Source organism: Synechococcus sp. H55.10, assembly GCF_047502715.1.
In the GTDB taxonomy this organism is placed as follows: domain Bacteria; phylum Cyanobacteriota; class Cyanobacteriia; order Thermostichales; family Thermostichaceae; genus Thermostichus.
This window is the reverse complement of sequence record NZ_JANSJJ010000040.1, coordinates 1-16687: the sequence shown is the minus strand read 5'-3', so window position 1 is coordinate 16687 and position 16687 is coordinate 1. Positions and strand designations below refer to the sequence as shown.

Annotated in this window: 18 protein-coding genes and 1 pseudogene; 10 read left to right on the top strand and 9 right to left on the bottom strand. The window is 60.8% G+C overall.

The annotated features are described in order from the left end of the window. Positions 1-266 precede the first annotated feature (266 nt). Complete coding sequence (locus NW858_RS03320) at positions 267-1226, bottom strand: YgfZ/GcvT domain-containing protein (RefSeq protein ID WP_414519781.1); 960 nt, start codon at positions 1224-1226, stop codon at positions 267-269. A gap of 93 nt (positions 1227-1319) precedes the next feature. On the opposite strand from NW858_RS03320, the gene NW858_RS03315 reads away from it, so the two are divergent. Next, a complete protein-coding gene (locus NW858_RS03315; protein ID WP_414333626.1) occupies positions 1320-2846 on the top strand; it encodes a hypothetical protein in 1527 nt (508 codons plus the stop codon). Positions 2847-3087: 241 nt separating this feature from the next. After that, positions 3088-3282 carry a hypothetical protein gene (locus tag NW858_RS03310; RefSeq protein WP_414333628.1) on the top strand — a complete coding sequence of 65 codons (195 nt, stop codon included), beginning with the start codon at positions 3088-3090 and terminating at the stop codon, positions 3280-3282. Here NW858_RS03310 and NW858_RS03305 read toward each other — a convergent pair. The 6 genes and pseudogenes from NW858_RS03305 to glmU form a co-directional block, all read right to left on the bottom strand. Then, positions 3279-4241 (bottom strand): AEC family transporter, encoded by a 963-nt coding sequence (locus NW858_RS03305; protein ID WP_414333630.1) that lies wholly within the window; start codon positions 4239-4241, stop codon positions 3279-3281. The two genes, NW858_RS03310 and NW858_RS03305, sit on opposite strands and share 4 nt — an antisense overlap. 49 nt (positions 4242-4290) lie before the next feature. Beyond that, on the bottom strand, positions 4291-5550 hold the full coding sequence (locus NW858_RS03300) for a 4-hydroxy-3-methylbut-2-enyl diphosphate reductase (RefSeq protein ID WP_414519778.1): 1260 nt from the start codon (positions 5548-5550) through the stop codon (positions 4291-4293). 164 nt (positions 5551-5714) lie between these two features. Further along, complete coding sequence (locus NW858_RS03295; protein WP_414333634.1) at positions 5715-5990, bottom strand: lipopolysaccharide assembly protein LapA domain-containing protein; 276 nt, start codon at positions 5988-5990, stop codon at positions 5715-5717. 22 nt (positions 5991-6012) lie between these two features. Further along, on the bottom strand, positions 6013-6480 hold the full coding sequence (locus tag NW858_RS03290; RefSeq protein WP_414333636.1) for a pentapeptide repeat-containing protein: 468 nt from the start codon (positions 6478-6480) through the stop codon (positions 6013-6015). Between the two features lie 125 nt (positions 6481-6605). Continuing rightward, positions 6606-7139 (bottom strand): PPC domain-containing DNA-binding protein, encoded by a 534-nt coding sequence (locus tag NW858_RS03285; protein ID WP_414519881.1) that lies wholly within the window; start codon positions 7137-7139, stop codon positions 6606-6608. Beyond that, a pseudogene (gene glmU / locus NW858_RS03280) lies at positions 7122-8471 on the bottom strand (bifunctional UDP-N-acetylglucosamine diphosphorylase/glucosamine-1-phosphate N-acetyltransferase GlmU); the annotation flags it as partial. The gene NW858_RS03285 and the pseudogene glmU, both read right to left, overlap by 18 nt. A 126-nt stretch (positions 8472-8597) precedes the next feature. Between glmU and NW858_RS03275 the strand changes: the two are divergent. The 5 genes from NW858_RS03275 (at position 8598) to NW858_RS03255 (ending at position 11165) form a co-directional block, all read left to right on the top strand. Beyond that, positions 8598-9026 (top strand): SHOCT domain-containing protein, encoded by a 429-nt coding sequence (locus NW858_RS03275; protein ID WP_414509501.1) that lies wholly within the window; start codon positions 8598-8600, stop codon positions 9024-9026. Between the two features lie 118 nt (positions 9027-9144). Then, on the top strand, positions 9145-9603 hold the full coding sequence (locus NW858_RS03270; protein ID WP_414337694.1) for an MAPEG family protein: 459 nt from the start codon (positions 9145-9147) through the stop codon (positions 9601-9603). A gap of 115 nt (positions 9604-9718) precedes the next feature. After that, positions 9719-9988 (top strand): hypothetical protein, encoded by a 270-nt coding sequence (locus NW858_RS03265; protein WP_414333639.1) that lies wholly within the window; start codon positions 9719-9721, stop codon positions 9986-9988. A gap of 35 nt (positions 9989-10023) precedes the next feature. Then, on the top strand, positions 10024-10716 hold the full coding sequence (locus tag NW858_RS03260; RefSeq protein WP_414519776.1) for an energy-coupling factor ABC transporter ATP-binding protein: 693 nt from the start codon (positions 10024-10026) through the stop codon (positions 10714-10716). 236 nt (positions 10717-10952) lie between these two features. Further along, on the top strand, positions 10953-11165 hold the full coding sequence (locus NW858_RS03255) for a CP12 domain-containing protein (protein WP_414333643.1): 213 nt from the start codon (positions 10953-10955) through the stop codon (positions 11163-11165). 219 nt (positions 11166-11384) lie between these two features. Here the strand turns inward: NW858_RS03255 and NW858_RS03250 are convergent, their stop codons facing one another. Together NW858_RS03250 and msrB are read right to left on the bottom strand one after the other, a co-directional pair. Next, the gene (locus NW858_RS03250; RefSeq protein ID WP_414333644.1) at positions 11385-12176 is read right to left on the bottom strand and encodes an FTR1 family iron permease; all 792 of its coding nucleotides are present in this window, start codon (positions 12174-12176) and stop codon (positions 11385-11387) included. Positions 12177-12225: 49 nt separating this feature from the next. Further along, entirely contained in the window at positions 12226-12636 is a 411-nt protein-coding gene (msrB, locus tag NW858_RS03245) for a peptide-methionine (R)-S-oxide reductase MsrB (protein ID WP_414333661.1), read from the bottom strand. Positions 12637-13064: 428 nt separating this feature from the next. Between msrB and ndhN the strand changes: the two genes are divergently transcribed. The 3 genes from ndhN (at position 13065) to NW858_RS03230 (ending at position 16537) form a co-directional block, all read left to right on the top strand. Next, the gene (ndhN, locus tag NW858_RS03240; RefSeq protein ID WP_414333646.1) at positions 13065-13508 is read left to right on the top strand and encodes an NAD(P)H-quinone oxidoreductase subunit N; all 444 of its coding nucleotides are present in this window, start codon (positions 13065-13067) and stop codon (positions 13506-13508) included. 92 nt (positions 13509-13600) lie between these two features. Further along, complete coding sequence (locus NW858_RS03235; RefSeq protein WP_414333648.1) at positions 13601-14629, top strand: LdpA C-terminal domain-containing domain; 1029 nt, start codon at positions 13601-13603, stop codon at positions 14627-14629. A 15-nt stretch (positions 14630-14644) separates the two neighbouring features. After that, on the top strand, positions 14645-16537 hold the full coding sequence (locus NW858_RS03230) for a R3H domain-containing nucleic acid-binding protein (protein ID WP_414519774.1): 1893 nt from the start codon (positions 14645-14647) through the stop codon (positions 16535-16537). Positions 16538-16687: the final 150 nt, after the last annotated feature.

Below are 16687 nucleotides of genomic sequence, written 5' to 3'. Positions count from 1 at the left end.
CCCTCACCCCCAGCCCCTCTCCCAGAGGGACACCCTCACCCCCAGCCTCTCTCCCAGAGGGAGAGGGGAGCTGCGCGTTCGCGACAGCGTTGCGCGGCAGTAACGACGTAGAGAAAGGTTTCATTGCTATTTGAATGACTATGTAGTCTGGCTCAACCCCTTTGTTGGCCTAGCGTGCCAGGGGGAATGCCAGAGTCCAGGTATCTCGACGTTCACTGTTTGGGCAGAGCGCGGGACTTGGAGCTCCCCGCTGAACTCCTCGAAGGTTAAACAACAGGCGGAAAGCTCAGAAAGGGCAGGCGGGTGAGGATCCCTGGCACAGGGCCTACTTCCACTGGCAAGCCTTCGGCAGGCTCGAACTTGGTGCGCACATATCCCAATCCCAGGGATCCCGCTGCAGCGGGGCCGGCACTGGTCAGCAGCCCAATCTTTTCCCCCTGCCGCAAAATCGCTGTGCCGGGCAGGACTTCTCCTTGGACGCGGATCCCCCACAGAGTTTGGCGGATGCGTTTGTAGGTCACTTGCTTGGCCAAGACTTCCTGGCCGATGTAGCACCCTTTGGAGAGGGAAATGGCGTGCCACAGACCAGCTTCCAAGGGGTTGTAGTCGGGGGTGAGTTCTCGGTCGGCGGCGGGGCGACCGGCCTCCAGGCGCAGGACTTCCCAAAGTTCAGGTGGGGCCAGCTCCGCTCCGGCTTGGAGCAGGCGCTCGGCAAGGGCAGCTTTGTGTTCGCTAGCCCCCCAGAGGGTAAATCCCGGCTGGGCAAGGCCCGTGCCACAAGCCAGATGGACAGGGATCCCTTGGATCTCCACGCGGCGGTGCTCATAAGGTCTGGTTGGGATCCCTTCTGGGCCCAACACCTGCTCCAAGAGGGCCTGGCTCTGCGGGCCGATTAACCCAAAGCCAAAGGTCTGGTCGGTCTCATCTTCCAACTTTGCCCCCCGCACAAAGGGCAACAGACGCCCCAAATTCTGCATCAGCAGGCTGCGCCGCTGGGGTGAAGTCCAGATCCAGCAGTCTGCTTCTTCCACGTACACCGTTGCCAAATCCAGAATGCCGGCGGTGGAGGTCACGAAAACCGTATCCGCCCCTTGGCCGGGCTTAAGGGCTTTCAGATCTTGCGTGCTCTGGCTGTGCAAATAATCCAAGCCCGGGGATCCTTGCAGGCGCAGGCGGCCCCAGTCAGAGCGATCCAACAGCAGGGATCCCGTCCGTGTGACAGACATCGCTCACCCCAAAGATAGGATTTGGCTTTCTTTCCTACCCTAGAATAGGCTAGTTCACCCTATCGTCTGTGGCAGACCCCCGGTGTACTGATTGTGATCGAAGTTGAGGTTCACCAACAGTTGCGGCAGCTTTTGCGGCAGTCTCCCGAAGCTGTGTGGCCCCATCAGTTGACGATGGCCCGCATGGTGGCGCGGGGGCTGCGGTTGGGTCGCAGCACCTTGATTCAGGTGCCTGCTGGGGGCCAGCACCGCCTCAGTTATCTGCTGCCGGCTCTGATGTGGCCGGATGCCACGTTGCTCTGCGCTCCGGCGCCCGTGCAGGCGCAAATCTTGGGGGAAGAGATCCCCTGGCTACAACAGACCCTGCAGTTGCACAAGCCCGTCCTGCAAAAAGACCGCTGGCCGGAGCCCGATTTTCGGGGGCTGCTGTTGGTGGATCCCCTGGATTGGCTGCAGGCTCGCCTGAGAAAAGATACCTCGGAAGTGCCAACGGGGATCCCTCTGATCCTCGATGGAGCCGAAGACTTGGAAGATTGGGCCTACCAAGCGCTGACGGTGACCCTGGAAGCCAGCCACTGGCAGCAGCTCCGGCAGATCTTCCCCGCCGAAGCTGAGCAGCTTTCTCAGGCGCAGGTCAATTTGGCTCTGCGGCTTTTGCGGCGACCGCTTTGCCGCTGCCTGCTGCATGCGGATGAACAGGTTCACCTGGATGCTGCGCTGTCTTTGCTGGTGGGCTACCCCGGCTGGTTGCCGGATCCTTGGGATCAGATCCGCCGGCGGCTCAGGGATCCTGTTTCCAGTTGGATCTGGTGGGCGGAAACCGACCGAGAAACCGGTCGCCTCACCCTTCACCACAGCCCGACAGCTCTGCACGATCGGCTGGCACCCATTTGGGCCACACAGCCGGTGGTCATTATTGGGGAAGCGCTGGATCTGGATCGTCAGGCAGCAACCTATCGGCAACGGTTGGGCTTGCCGGATCTGACGCCGTTGCGATTTGCCTCAGGCGAAAGTTGGTCACGTTCCGGCGAGGCGGAGCTTTGCCTCTACTTGCCGCGCCTGCCTTTGCCCAACAACCCTCTATTTCGAGATCACCTGCTGCAAGAGCTGAAAAAGCTGATCCCTCAGACGCAAGGCTTTGTGGCGGTGTTGGTATCGGATCGGCCCCTGCAGGCACAGGTGGGTGCGGCTTTGGCCGCCGAATTCGGCTCGCGGGTGCGGGTGAACAGCCTATCTCCGGGAGAAAGAGGGATCTTGGTCTGCGACTGGCTCCACTGGCTGCACCACAAGGCCAGCCTGCCCTGCCCGGAGCTGCTGGCCATCGTCACCTTGCCTTTTCCCTCTGTGGAAGATCCCAGGGTGGCCGGACGGGTGCACCATCTGCAACGCACTCAGCAGGACTGGTTCCGTCAGTACCTTTTGCCGGTGGCCGCTGCCCAGTTGCAACGGGCCGTCGCGCCCCTGCGGCAAAACCTGCATGCGGGCCAAGACTCCAGCTCGCCGACCCGATGGGTGGCCATTTTGGATAGCCGCATCATTACCCGTAGCTACGGCGTCTCGCTGCTCAATGCCTTGGGGCCAACTTTGCGGGTCGAACAGCGCAGCCAATTGTTTGTTTAGGGATCCCTGGGCTTGTGGGCTCTTTGCCCTCACCCCCAGCCCCTCTCCCGGAGGGATGACCCAAGCGCTCCGCGCCGCTAGCGCGAACACCCCCGGCCCCTCTCCCAGAGGGATGACCCTCACCCCCGGCCCCTCTCCCAGAGGGAGAGGGGAGATTTGTATCCTAGGTAGCCAAAGCCAACCGGGATCCAAGCTATTCTGAAGGTGAATCACTCCTGTTCACCCTCTTCTCTTTCCTCTCATGACCAGTTCTACTCTCAGACCCGATGCAGCCCTGCGCGAGCAAGCCGTCTGGAAGCCGTTGCGGCAGGCCATTGTGGAAAGCTCAGGGTTTCGAGGATGGCTGCAGGGGCGGGAGCTGCCCAGCCAGGAGGCGGAGCTGGATCGTCTGGTGCATCGCTACCTGGAGCAGACCCTCTCTCACTTGGCCTACTAGAATCCCCATAACCACAGCCAAAGGGGCAAGGTGAACAGAGCCGCCAAGTAGCCCACGGCCAAGGCGGCTACGGTGAGCTCCCGATCCAGATTGTATTCTTCCGTAAGCACCAGGGTGGCGATAGCGGGGGGCATGCCCGCCTGCAGGGTCAGCACCAGCTTGGCCAAGGATGGATAAGGGGTAAAGGCGAGGCCGATCCCTACCAAAAGAGGCACGAGCAGGATTTTGATCGAGAGGGCCACTGCGGCAGGGAAAAAGGATCCCCAGCGCTTCACTTGAGCCAGCCGCATTCCCAAGATGATCAGACTCAGGGGAATCGTGCTCCAGGCAAAGGCAACCAAGCCTTGAGAGAGCCACCCCGGCAGGGGTTGGCGAGCCAAGGCCAAGCCGACAAAGAAGGCCCAAAGGGTGGGGCTGCTCAGCAGTCGGATCGCTGTTTGCCGGGGACGAGGGCGAGAGGGACTGTGGCGGCTGGCCACCCACACCCCCAGCCCATAGGCCGTAAAGAGCGTACCCAACAAATCGTAGAACAAAGCCCAGCCGAAGTAGGCGCTCCCGGCCACCGCCAGACAGATGGGGTAACCCAAATAGCCGCTATTCCCTAAGGTGGCCGCCAGATAAAAACTTCCTCGCCGTGCTCTGCTCCAAAGCCAGGGATCCCGCTCGTTCTTTCCCTGCCAGGCATGGTGTTGCCATCTTAGCCAGGCGTTGGCCAGGGCAAACCCCAGCCCGGTTGCCAGCCAGCAGACCAAAGGGGCCACCCAGATCTGGCCGGAGAGATCCGCCTTCTGGATAAATCCAATTGTGCCCAGGGGCACCCCCACCCAGAACATGAACCGGCCCAGAACGTGGGGATCCAGCCAACGCTTCCAGCCGGTGGGCAGCCTTTTCTGGAGGACAAACCCCAGCAGCGTCCAGCCCAGCAGGGGGAGATAAACCTGAAAAAGGGTGGTGAGCACGCCAAAGTGGCTCTAGGGGGAAGAGGAAAGGGATCCCGTCATCACACAGTTAGCTAGGGATCCGCTGGGGTTCTTCACGTAGGGCAAAGATGCGCAGAATCACCGCTTCCACAACCCGGTCTGGGGTAGAGGCGCCAGACGTGATGCCGATCTGCACCGGCCCATCGGGTAACCAACCCTCGGTAACAATTGGGTCTTGGTGGAGGGGCTTGTGGCGGATGCGGTTGGGGGGTTGGATGCAGTCGGGGCCATCGATATGGAAAGAGGGCAGCCCCTTGGCCAGGGCAATTTCCTGCAGGTGGGTGGTATTGGAGGAATTGAACCCGCCGATCACCACCACCACGTCCAAGGTCCGCTCCAGCAGCTCGAACATGGCGTCCTGCCGTTCTTGGGTGGCGTTGCAGATGGTGTTGAAGCTCATGAAGTGGTTGTCCAGCTCCTGGGGGCCATATTTGCGCAGCATGGTGGTCTCAAACAGCTTGGCAATGGCGCGGGTTTCCCCTTCCAGCATCGTGGTTTGGTTGGCGATGCCGATCCGCTCCAGATCCCGATCCGGATCGAAGCCGGGAGAGGTGGCCTTGCCGAAGCGCCGCCGAAATTCTGCCGCATCTCCGCCTTGCAAAATGTAGCGGGCGACCCATTGCGCTTCTTCCAGGTTCAGCACCACCAGATATTTTTGGGCAAAGGAGCTGGTGGCCACGGTTTCTTCGTGGTTGTACTTGCCGTGGATGACAGAGGTGAATTGGGCGGCGCGGTGCTTGTCCACCTGGTTCCAGACGCGGGACACCCAGGGGCAGGTGGTATCGACGATCTCATTGCCCTGCGACCGGAAAAACGCCATCTCCGATACGCTGGCCCCAAAGGCAGGCCAGATCACCACGTCCTCGGGCCGGATCTGGGAAAAGTCCTTGTTGCCGTCGGGGCCTTTTTCCACAAAGCGGATCCCCATCTCCTGCAGGTGGCGGTTGACCAGAGGGTTGTGGATGATCTCGTTGGTGATCCAGATCTGGCGATCCGGAAAGCGGCGCCGCGCCTCGTAGGCATATTCCACCGCCCGTTCCACCCCCCAGCAGAAGCCAAACGCCTTGGCCAGATGGATGGTGATATCCCCCTGTTGATAGCGGTAAGATTGGGCGCGGATCTGCTCCACCAGAGGGCTTTTGTAGGTGGTTTGCAGCTCCCGTTGGGCCTGGTCTTTGTGCTCCTCAAACCCCTTGGCAAAGTAGGTGCTGGAGCTGCGCAGAGCCTTGCGCAGGGCGCGGGGATCTTCGGGGAAGGTGTTCGGAGAAGAAGCTTGAGAATGAGGCATGGTGGTTACTCGTGCTTGCGCCGCTGGTGCCATAAGGATCCTTTCTCAGCTTACGCCCTATCTTAAAGGCGTGCGCCAACCCGGCAGCCGGATAACCTACCCAAATCGGACAGGATCCCGGACTCAAACCCCAAAGGCCAGGGCAACTCCCGAAAGATGGCGCTCTAGGCAGGCGGCTGATCTTGCCTTTCCAGTTGCTGCAGCCGTTCCTGGAGCTGGCGGGCAGTCAGAGAAAAACTGCGCCCCGGCCAAAGAAGAGAGCCCAGCCCCGCCGTCAACAGCCCCAGGCCGATGGCCGCGGCGATGAGCAATCCCAGCGGCAGCTCCACCGAGCGCCACATTAAAAAATGGACGGTCAGGGGAGTGGGGTTTTGTCCGGCCAGGACTGCCACTCCCAAAGCCAGCAGCACCGTCAAGACCAAGTGGAACAGCAGCAACATGAGGGATCCCGTCGCAACAGTTCTATTCTGCCTTGCTGGCCGACGGCGCAGGCCAGGGCCGCACTGTGCCATCGGGCAGGATGGCGCCGCTTAGGTCGGCACCGGTCAGCACCGCTCCGCCTATTTTTGCCCCGCTCAGGTCGGATCCCTGCAGTTGCGCACGGGTTAACTTGGCTTCCCACAGGTAGGCCCCGTGCAAGTTGGCTTCCCGCAAATCGGCAAAGCTGAGATCGGCGCCAATGAGGTTGGCTTCCCAAAGGTTGGCACCGCGCAGGTTGGCCCCCATCAGGTTGGCGGAGCTGAGATCGGCTCCACGCAGATCCGCCTCCTGCAAGTTAACCCCGCTCAGCTTGCCAAAGGAAAGGTTGGCCCCTCTCAGATTCACCCCCTGCAGGGTGGCGCGTACCAGATCCACGCCCACCAGGTTGGATTCTTGAAAGTTGCGCTCGCCGGCGGCATAGTTTGCCAGCAGCTCATCTGCAGTGGTCATTCGGGGCATGGCCGGGTACCCCCAATCGCCGAGTTTATTCAGCAACCCTTGATTGCCAAACGAGGTGCTGATGACTCAATGCTAGATGTTGGCCATTATACCGTCTATCTACAGCCGCTCGCGGCTCACGGCGGGCAAGAAGGGATCCCCGCCGTTGTCTCATCTGCCCTCTGGGGAGAGGGCGGGGTTGCTTCTGCCACCCTTTGGATGTGCAGCTCCAAGTAGCCGGTGGCCGGATCCGGCTGACGGGAGAAGCGGTACTCCGGGCTGTCGGCAAGGACAATCTCGGCGGTGGTGTAGATGAGGCAGCCGGGGCGCAGGTGCCCTCCCCAAGTTCGGCCTTGGGCATCGGCAACAGCCAGATGGAGATGGACGCCGTCCGGGCACAGGGATCCGCTCAGGGACAGGATCTCCAGGCATTCCGACAAGAGGTGATCCTCTGTTTGGTCAGCCAGGCGCAGGGTGGCTTGGCTGAGGCTGCCGACGGCGCTGAGGACAAAGGCTGCCTGCAAAGGTTGTTGGCGGGCAAAGCGCTCCAGCTCCTGCTTGAGGTCTTGGCCGGGCAGCAGGCGTAGGGGGTAGATCTTGAGGGATCCCGTGGGTAGAGGCTGTTGGCGCTCAGCAGCAGCGCTCCCCGGTCGCCAGCCGGGCTTGACCACCGGGTAGGCACGGGCAATCACCAGGCAGTCGTCAGGCACAGGGTAGCGGGCAGGAATGGTGGAGCCGGCGGCAATGGTGACATCGGATCCCACCTTGAGGGGGGCCACCAGCACCGAGTTGGCGCCGGTCTTGCTGCGATCGCCGATTTCGGTAAAGTGCTTCTGCTGGCCGTCGTAGTTGGCGATGATCGTGCCGGCGCCGATGTTGACCTGGGATCCCAGCTTGGCGTCACCCAGGTAGGCCAGGTGGGCGGCGTTGGTGTGGGAGCCAATCTGGGTGTTTTTAACTTCCACAAAGTTGCCGATGCGGCAGCCGTCGCCAATCTGGCTGTGGGGACGCACATGGGCGTAGGGGCCTACCCAGACGCGATCCCCAATCTGGCTGTGGCTGACCACCGAGTAGAGAATGTGGCAATCGGAGCCGATGGTGCTGGACTCGATCCAACTGCCCGGCCCCAGGCGGGTGCGCGGCCCGATGCGGCACCTCCCGCGCAGGTGGGTTTGGGCTTCGATCACCACATCGGGGGCCAATTCCACCGTCTCTTCCAGGCTGCTGCTCTCGGGATCCACAAAGGTGACCCCGGCTTCCATCCAAGCTTCCTTAAGGCGATCCTGCAAAATCTGGTGGGCCTGGGCCAGTTGGCGGCGGTCGTTGATGCCCACAATTTCTTGCGGGTCGGCAACATCCAGGGCGATGGCTTTGCTCACCCGCTTGACGGCATCGGTTAAGTAGTACTCCTGCTGGGCGTTGTTCCGCTCCAAACTCGGCAGCACCCGGGCCAGGGCCGGCCAATGGAAACAGTAGACGCCGCTGTTGATGCGGCGATTTTGCCGTTGGGCCGGGGTGCAGTCCCGCTCTTCCACCAACTCCAGGATCCGCTGTTGAGCATCGCAAAACACCCGCCCATAGCCATAGGGATCCACCACCTGAGCCGAGAGCAAGGTCACATCCGGCTGGACTTGGCGGTGGCGTTCCACCAGCGCCTGCAGGGTTTCCACCCGCAACAGAGGCACATCCCCGTTGACCAACAGCAGATCCCCCTGAAAATCGTCCAGGACGGGTAGAAGCTGCTGCACCGCGTGTCCGGTGCCCAGTTGCTGGGCCTGCTCCACAAATTCGACCGGGTACTCCCGCAGGGTCTGTCGCACCTGCTCCTGCCCATACCCCACGATCACCAGACAGCGCTGGGGCTTCAGAGACAGCACCGTGCGCAGCAGCCGCTCGATCAAAGACAGGGATCCCAGCTTGTGCAGCACCTTGGGCAATTGCGACCGCATGCGGGTGCCCTTGCCCGCTGCCAAGATTGCCACCGCCAGCTCCCGCTCCGCCATGTTCCCCCCAGATCTGCCCCCATAAAGTATATGCGGCAGAATCCTGCTCAACTGTAGCTTGCCTCCCCCTCTGCAGAGCTGCGTAAACTTGAGCTAGCCTGGGGCCAGGCGTAGGTAGGGCAGAGTATGGCCGAGAGCGAAGGCTCCAATACCCCTCTTCAAAAACGTCAGCGCTTGGTTCGCGAGGCAGCCGGCTGGCTGGCGATGCTGGGGGTGCTGATCCCAGGGCTGCAGCGTTTTTACATGGGCCACCGACGCTGGGGCTGGGGCTATTTGGTGCTGGGGTTGATGGTGTTCGTTCCTTCCATCCCGCTGCAGATCCTCAGCTACGGGGTACGCGCCCTTTGTTTGCTGGAAGGGCTATGGTTGCTCACCATGACCAATGAGGACTTCGATTTTCGCTTCAACCGGGATCTCATCGAGCTGGACTGGACCAGTGCGCAAGATCGGGAAGTCCGGGATCCCGAGCAGCAGTTGCAAAGTCAGTTGCAGCAAGGCTTGATCACCCGCGCTGAATATGAGGAGCGCCGCCGACAAATCCGCAGGATCTCCTAGGTCGAGCATTCCAGCTTCTGCTCAGGCCGCAAGTCCGATAGGATAATCGTCTGGGTGTTATTTTCTCAGCAGTAGCCCCTACCCAAGTCGGGCTTTTTCCACTCTTCTGCCTGTCTGTATGTTGCCAAGTCTTCCTCTCGCAGCCGTTCCCCTCTTCTCCATCGCGGCAGCCATGCTCTTGGTCTACTTGCCCATGGGGGTGGTGGGCTATGCGCGGGCCCGCGTCGGCTACGACCTGCATGCGCCTCGGGCTATGTTCGATAGGCTACCCCCCTACGGCCAGCGGGCCACCTGGGCCCATGCCAACGGGTTTGAGACTTTTGGGATGTTTGCCTCAGCGGCGTTGATCGCCTACATCACCGGCCCTCACCCGGATCCCTGGTCTTTTGGCCTCAGCGGCGACGAAGGGGTAGCTGTGCTGTGTGGGGTGTTTCTGCTGGCACGGCTGCTCTACAACTTCTTCTACATCGCTGACATCCCCATCGGGCGATCCCTCTCCTTTTTGGCCGGATCCCTGGCCACCTTGGGCCTGTTGCTGATCAGCCTGCTGCCTTTTCTCGGCGGGAGCTTGGCCTAAGCTGGCGAGGGAAGTTCCCCCGTCATTTTTTGATCCTGCCGGTACCCTGGCTCAACCTGCAATACTGGAAAAGGATGGCGTCCCCTATCCACGGCCCACTACGCAACGGTCAGCCATGTATACTCTGGAATTGCTTCTGAAAGGGAACCCTGCCCCCATCGTTGTCCACCAAAAAGAGGAGGAAGCGGCCAACCGGGCCTACCAAAGCATAGTCAATGCTTTGCAGAACGGCTCCCCTCAGAGCTTGGAGCTGACCTGCGACCGCACCGGCAAAAAGGTGTTCCTGCTCACCGGCGAGCTGTGTGGTGTGCAAATGACCTCTAAGTCGGGTGGCGCCAGCCCCATGGGAGCCCGTCCCGGTTTTTTGGCCCAGTTGCAAGGCTGAGGACGGCTCTTTTCTCTCTACCGCCAGGGATCCCCATGTCTGAGGTGGCCATTCGGGTGGAGAGCTTGACCTTTGCCTGGCCGGAACGTCCGCCGGTCTTGCAGGGGTGCAGTTTTGCCATTCCCAAGGGCCAGTTGTGGATGCTGTTGGGGCCCAATGGCAGCGGCAAGTCCACCCTGTTACAACTGTTGTCCGGATCCCTGACCCATCCCCAGCCTCTTTCAGGTCACCTGGAAATTTGTGGTCGGCTGGGCTATGTGTTTCAAAACCCGGATCACCAACTGTTCATGCCCACAGTGGGGGCCGATGTGGCTTTTGGCTTGGGGGCAGAGGCTCTGGCTTGGGCGGAAATTCACCGGCGGGTGGAAACAGCCTTGGAACAGGTGGGACTCAAGCACCTGATCCGCCGGCCCATCCACGGCCTCAGCGGCGGACAGAAGCAACGGGTGGCGGTGGCGGGGGCCTTGGCCCGACGCAGCGAAGTGCTGCTTTTGGACGAGCCGACCGCTCTGTTGGATCCCGATAGCCAGGCGGAGTTGCTGCGCTGCATCCGTCAACTGGTGGATCAAGAGGGCATCACCGCCCTCTGGGTCACCCATCGGCTGGCGGAACTGGAGTGGGCGGACGGAGTAATTTTCCTCTCCGAAGGACGGGTGCGCTATCAGGGATCCCCAGAGCAGGTGCGGCAACAGCTTGGACAACTGTTCGGCGCCTTCAGGTCTCACTGATCCCGAAGAGATCGCAAAAGGGTGGCTGCACCTCGCCGGCGCCCCTGTCTAGAATAGGTAATGTATGCACGTGTTCAATTCGATTGACACAGGGTCATTATCCTGGACTCATTCCCCACTTGGATTGGCTGGTTCCCACCAGTTGATCCTCAGCCACATCCGATCCCTGCTGACCTGCGTCAATCGGCTATCCAGCGGGCCATCGGCCCCATCTAGTCTAAAGGAGCCTTGAGACCATGGGACTGTCTGAAGTCATCGCCAAAGAACTGGAAAATGCTCGCAACGTCTGCTCTGAGTACGGCGAAGGGGATCCCCACTGCCGTGCCGCTTGGGATGCCGTTGAGGAGGTGCTGGCAGCCCGCAGCCACCAGCCCAAAACTCCCAGCAGCCTGGAGCAGCACTGCGCCGAAAACCCAGATGCCGTCGAGTGCCGGGTTTACGACACCTAGTTCCTGGGAGCCCTGCAGATGATCTCGGTTGATTGCGTAGCGATCGACGGGGTTTGCTGCTGGGAATCCCTAGCCAGATTCACCAGCCTGCCGGATCCTTGCCGGTAGGCTTTGCCCTTCGCGGCTAGAAGGCCACTTTTGGCTGCCATCCATCGAAGCTAGGATCGGAACTCTCCAGAAGGTCGATGGGATCCCCACCGCCTTTGCAGGAGCGTCTTTTCACGAAGAAAGTTTTTGGGCCGAATGAGCCCGAACCCACAAGACAAAGGCTAGCGCCAGCAGCACCAGTTGGGGGAGCAGCGTCTGCCAAGTGGGATACAGGCCCAGCCAGCGCAACTTTGGGATCCCGATGAGAGGGGTGACCGGCAGCCAGTCCGCCACCTGCAAAGCGTGCAGGCCACTACCCAAAAACTTAAAGCCCAAATAGAAAACCAGCAGACTGAGGCCCCGGAAAAAAGCTCGCAGCGGCAATCTCAGCCCCACCTGCAGCAGCAGGATCGCCACCCCCACCAACATCAGGGATCCCAGTCCGATCCCCAGCCAAAATTCTTTTGCCGGCAGGGCGGGGGCCAACCCCACATAAAACAACACCGTTTCCGCCCCCTCGCGAAACACCGCCATAAACGCCAGGGAAGCCAAAGAAAAAACCTGGCCGGTGGCCAGTGCCGCCTGCGCTTGTTCTTGCACAAAGGTTTGCCAAGAAGCCACTGCAGCCCGGCGGTGCAACCAAAGGCTGACCGAAAACAACAAGCCTGCCGCCACCAGCCCAGTGATCCCCTCCAGCACCTCTTGCCGCGTGTGGGTGAGCAACTGCTGGAAAAACAGCTTCACCAGCAGACCCAGCATCACCGCTGCCAGCAAGCCTGCGGATCCTCCCAGCCACACCCAGCGCTGCTGAGCCGACTGCCCGCTCTTGCCCAAAAGCGCCAGTAGCGCCACCAACACCAGGAGAGCCTCCAGGCCCTCCCGCAGCAAAATCGAAGCGGCATCCAGGAAGGTGTAGTCGGACATCAGTTCACCCAGACAGGCGGCTCGATTCTGTCCGGAGCCAAGAGGGTTTCTAGGTGGTGGCCGGAATGAACTTGAGGGCAGCAGAGTTCATGCAGTAGCGCAAACCCGTGGGCGGGGGGCCATCCCGAAACACGTGCCCCAGATGCCCACCGCAGTTAGAGCAGTGCACTTCTGTGCGGGGCACGAACAACTTCCAATCCGTCTTGGTACCGATCACATGGGGAGCAATCGGCTCCCAAAAGCTGGGCCAACCGGTGCCACTGTCGTACTTGGCTGCCGAGGAAAACAGCTCCTGCCCACAGCCGGCACAGACGTAAATGCCTGCGGCCTTGTTGTCGTAGTAGGCATTGCGGAAAGGAGGCTCCGTGCCCTCCTGGCGCAGCACATAGTACTGCTCTTCGGTGAGCAGTTGCCGCCATTCGGCATCGGTTTTGGTGACGGGATAGGTCTGTTGAGCCATTGCTCGTTGCTCTCCTACCAAGCTAAGGGATCCTGGGATGAACCCAGCCACGGTCAAAGTCAATAGCTTGCGTCGTCGCATGAGAGGTTCATCCATCCTCACCGTCTAAACAGCGGAAGAAGCCATCGCCAACCCGTTCTCTACTTGGCTGAGGGGGATCTGTCCGCTTTTGTCCGCTGGCTGTTGTTGGAGGATTGCCAGCAGATTGTCTTTATCTTAACTCTTCTTCTTTACGAACAGCCGCGTAAAGCCTCCGGTTTCCAACCGGGGGAGTGTCCAGTCCTTTTCCCCTCTTCCCGAAAGCTGAGCAGGTATCCATCTATGGGTTCTATCGGCAGCTTTTATCCTCAGCCTGAGGCGTAATCCCGTTACAATTAAGCTCGAGCAAGCTGCTTGTCCAACTCTAGACGAGTAATGGAGTTCTTCCTATGCTGCTGGTCGGCTCAGGCGCACGGTTTGTGCAGCAACTGGAGCAATCTGGGGCTCTGGCCATCTTTGTGACCCCAGAAGGGGGATCCGAAGGGCATTACCTGCGGCGGCTGCGCGGAGCCGGGTATGAGGTGGTCACGCTCTCCAGCAAAGGAATCGGAGATCTGGCGAGCTATTTGACGTGCAGTCATGGGGTACGGCCTGCCACGCTGGGCAAATCGGAGCGGCGCACCTATTTTTTCCCGGCGTTGATCGAGCAGTATCGAGCCACCTTGCCCGCGAAGGCGAAAGGATTGGTGTTTTGGTTTTACGAGGGGCATGTGCTCAGCCAACAGGAACTCTCTTACCTGGTGAAGCTGAGCCGGGAAGACAAGGGGGTCAAATTTGTCGTGGAGCTGGGCCGAGAGCGCTCCATTCGCTGGCAACCTCTGCAAAGCGCCTGAGCATCTTCTCAGGATCCTGGAAAATTCTCTGCTACCATCTCAGATAGATGGCCTGCAGCTCAGAACCATCCTGCTAGCGGCTTCTCTCACCTGTGACCTTGCCAACCGCCTCGCTGCAACAGGGTACTTGGTTTAAGCTGATCTGTGGCGCAAGTTTTCACCACTTGCCCTCGGTTCGCGAGCTGGCTTTTCTCTACACGCTGGCTGGGGCAGATTGCATTGACGTCGCTGCCGATCCCGCCATTGTGCGGGCTGCTCAACAAGGGATCCAATGGGCCCAAGCCGAAGATCCCCGGGCGCGCTCCCCTTGGGTGATGGTCAGTGTCAATGACGGGGAAGATGTGCACTTCCGTAAGGCGGTGCTGACGGCTCCGGTCTGTCCTGCCGACTGCCCCCAGCCGTGTCTGGCCGTCTGTCCTCCCCATGCTTTGACACCGGCAGCCCTTCCTGCCCAAGTCCACATTCAGGCAGAGCTGTGCTATGGCTGTGGGCGCTGTGAGCCGGTTTGCCCCCACCGGCGCATTGCCACCTGCGGCTATCAAGTTGCTTTGGCAGAGGTGTTGCCGCCTTTGCTCGAGTTGGGCATTCAGGCAGTGGAGATCCACACCTGCATCGGTCGTCAGAGGTCATTCGAGCAACTGTGGGGATCCCTGAAGCCCTGGCTACCTCACCTCCAGGCAATCTCGATTAGCTTTAACGATGGCCCGGGCCTGGAGGCCTACTTGAGGGATCTGCTGGCCCTGATGGATCCCTTGCCGGAGGTGTTGATCTGGCAGGTGGATGGCCGGCCCATGAGTGGCGATATTGGCGCTGGCACCGGCAAAGCCACCCTGAAGTTGGCCCAAAAGGTGCTGGCCATGGGTTTGCCCGGCTATGTGCAACTGGCGGGCGGAACCAATGCCCAAACGGTGTCGCTGTTGGATCCCGATTGGCCGGTGGCGGGGGTGGCCTTTGGCAGCTACGCACGACAGTTGGTAGCGGCCCATCTGGAAGGGCCGAGCCCAGCGGAGCCAGGATGCAATCCTGGATTGGCGGCGGGGATCCCGTTGGCCAAGCAGTTGGTGCAGCAAGTGAAGCGGCGATCCATTGCTTGCAAACAAACCTGTTTTTCCTGCGTTTAGTGACCTTGCTCAGCCATGAGTTTTCCCGCACAGCCCTCAACCCCAAATCCGTTGGCGGATCCGCACCGCTTACGCGAACACACTGGCTTTCCCGGCCAGGTTCAATACAGCGACGACTTGAGCAAACTTCTGGATATCCTGCCGGCTCCGATTCGCGAGCGCCTAGAGCAGCATCCCCACCTGGATCGATTGGTAGAAGTGGTGATGGATTTGGGTCGCCGCCCCGAAGCCCGCTTCCTTGGCTTTGCCGATTACCTCTCAGAAGAGGTGATCACCCGAGCCGACTTGGATCAAGTGATCAGTCGGGTTGGAGAGTTCAGCGGTGACAACCGGGCGGGCATCGCCTCTACCCTGCATCGCATCAGTGCCATTCGCAACCGCCAAGGCACGATCATCGGTCTCACCTGTCGGGTGGGTCGCTGCGTTATCGGCGTCATCAGCATGATCCGCGACTTGGTGGAGCAGGGTCGCTCCATGCTGTTGCTGGGCCGACCGGGGGTGGGTAAAACCACGGCTTTGCGGGAAATTGCCCGCGTGCTGGCGGATGAGCTGGGCAAACGAGTGGTTATTATCGACACCTCCAATGAGATCGCCGGCGATGGCGACGTGCCCCACCCGGGTATTGGCCGAGCCAGACGGATGCAGGTGGCCAGCCCAGAGCTGCAGCACAAGGTGATGATCGAGGCTGTGGAAAACCACATGCCCGAGGTGGTGGTCATCGACGAGATCGGCACCGAATTGGAAGCCTTGGCCTCTCGCACCATCGCCGAACGGGGGGTACAACTGGTGGCCACCGCCCACGGCAACCGCATCGACAACCTGATCAAAAATCCCACCCTCTCGGACTTGGTAGGCGGGATCCAATCCGTCACCTTGGGAGATGAGGAGGCACGGCGACGGGGCTCTCAAAAGAGTGTCTTGGAGCGCAAAGCCCCACCCACGTTTGAGATTGCCGTCGAAATGCTGGAGCGATCCCGCTGGGTCATCCATGAAGATGTGGCCGCCACCGTGGATCGCCTCCTGCGCAACCGCGAGCCCCTGACCCAAACGCGCAGCCTGGACGAACACGGCCAGGTGGTGATCGAGCGCCCGGCTCTAGCCGGCCCCCAATGGCCCCCTGCAGGTGCAGCACGGGAGCGAGGTGGATGGCGGCGCTCTGGACGGATGGAATCTCTGCCCAAGGACTCCGTCCCGCTAACGCGATCAGAACCGCTCGAAGGTTGTTCGCGACAGCGAGGAGAGCCAAGCCTGCTCTTGGACAAGCGGGAGGACGCTGTCCCGCCGACGCCGGCGGGATCCCATCCTGCGGTTCAGGTCGTGGCTGAATCCGGAGCAGCCGAAGAGGAAGAAGATTTGGACTGGGAGGGATCCGCTCTGGCTCCAGCAGAGCGGCAGTGGGATCCGGATGAGCCGCTGATGATCTACCCCTACGGAGTGAGCCGCTTCCATCTGGAGCAGGTGATCCAGACTTTGAAACTGCCGGCGGAGGTCACCAAAGACCTGGATGGGGCAGATATTGTCTTGGCTTTGCGATCCCAGGTGCGCAGCCGCTCCAAGATCCAGCAACTGGCCCACTCCCGCCAGATCCCGATTCATACTGTTAAGGCCAATACTTTGATCGCCCTGGCCCGCGCCCTGCGCCACATCCTCAACATCGAAAGCGAAGACGGATCTGATTCCGACCTGGAGCTGTTCATTCGCGCCAGCTCGGGCGACGAAACGGAAGCTCTGGAAGAGGCCCGCTTGGCAGTGGAGCAGATCGTCATTCCCAAGTCTCAGCCGGTGGAACTTTTGCCCCGTTCGCCTCTGATCCGCAAGCTCCAACACCAGTTGGTGGAACATTATCACCTGCGGGCCCAAAGCTTTGGGGAAGAGCCCAACCGCCGCTTGCGCATTTATCCCAACTAGAGCAACTCGACAACTTAGCCGGCTAGCCCAAGCGCTCTGCGCCGCTGCCCTCACCCCCGGCCCCTCTCCCTGAGGAACGACCCAAGCGCTCCGCGCCGCTAGCGCGAACACCCCCGGCCCCTCTCCCTGAGGGAGAGGGGAGTTAGGGAT

Excerpts from the sequence above, each read along its gene's own strand:
- NW858_RS03320 (WP_414519781.1), bottom strand. The coding sequence starts at position 1,226 with ATGTCTGTCACACGGACGGGATCCCTGCTGTTGGATCGCTCTGACTGG.
- NW858_RS03310 (WP_414333628.1), top strand. The coding sequence starts at position 3,088 with ATGACCAGTTCTACTCTCAGACCCGATGCAGCCCTGCGCGAGCAAGCC.
- NW858_RS03300 (WP_414519778.1), bottom strand. The coding sequence starts at position 5,550 with ATGCCTCATTCTCAAGCTTCTTCTCCGAACACCTTCCCCGAAGATCCC.
- NW858_RS03295 (WP_414333634.1), bottom strand. The coding sequence starts at position 5,990 with ATGTTGCTGCTGTTCCACTTGGTCTTGACGGTGCTGCTGGCTTTGGGA.
- NW858_RS03290 (WP_414333636.1), bottom strand. The coding sequence starts at position 6,480 with ATGACCACTGCAGATGAGCTGCTGGCAAACTATGCCGCCGGCGAGCGC.
- NW858_RS03275 (WP_414509501.1), top strand. The coding sequence starts at position 8,598 with ATGGCCGAGAGCGAAGGCTCCAATACCCCTCTTCAAAAACGTCAGCGC.
- NW858_RS03270 (WP_414337694.1), top strand. The coding sequence starts at position 9,145 with ATGTTGCCAAGTCTTCCTCTCGCAGCCGTTCCCCTCTTCTCCATCGCG.
- NW858_RS03265 (WP_414333639.1), top strand. The coding sequence starts at position 9,719 with ATGTATACTCTGGAATTGCTTCTGAAAGGGAACCCTGCCCCCATCGTT.
- NW858_RS03260 (WP_414519776.1), top strand. The coding sequence starts at position 10,024 with ATGTCTGAGGTGGCCATTCGGGTGGAGAGCTTGACCTTTGCCTGGCCG.
- NW858_RS03255 (WP_414333643.1), top strand. The coding sequence starts at position 10,953 with ATGGGACTGTCTGAAGTCATCGCCAAAGAACTGGAAAATGCTCGCAAC.
- NW858_RS03250 (WP_414333644.1), bottom strand. The coding sequence starts at position 12,176 with ATGTCCGACTACACCTTCCTGGATGCCGCTTCGATTTTGCTGCGGGAG.
- msrB (WP_414333661.1), bottom strand. The coding sequence starts at position 12,636 with ATGGCTCAACAGACCTATCCCGTCACCAAAACCGATGCCGAATGGCGG.
- ndhN (WP_414333646.1), top strand. The coding sequence starts at position 13,065 with ATGCTGCTGGTCGGCTCAGGCGCACGGTTTGTGCAGCAACTGGAGCAA.
- NW858_RS03230 (WP_414519774.1), top strand. The coding sequence starts at position 14,645 with ATGAGTTTTCCCGCACAGCCCTCAACCCCAAATCCGTTGGCGGATCCG.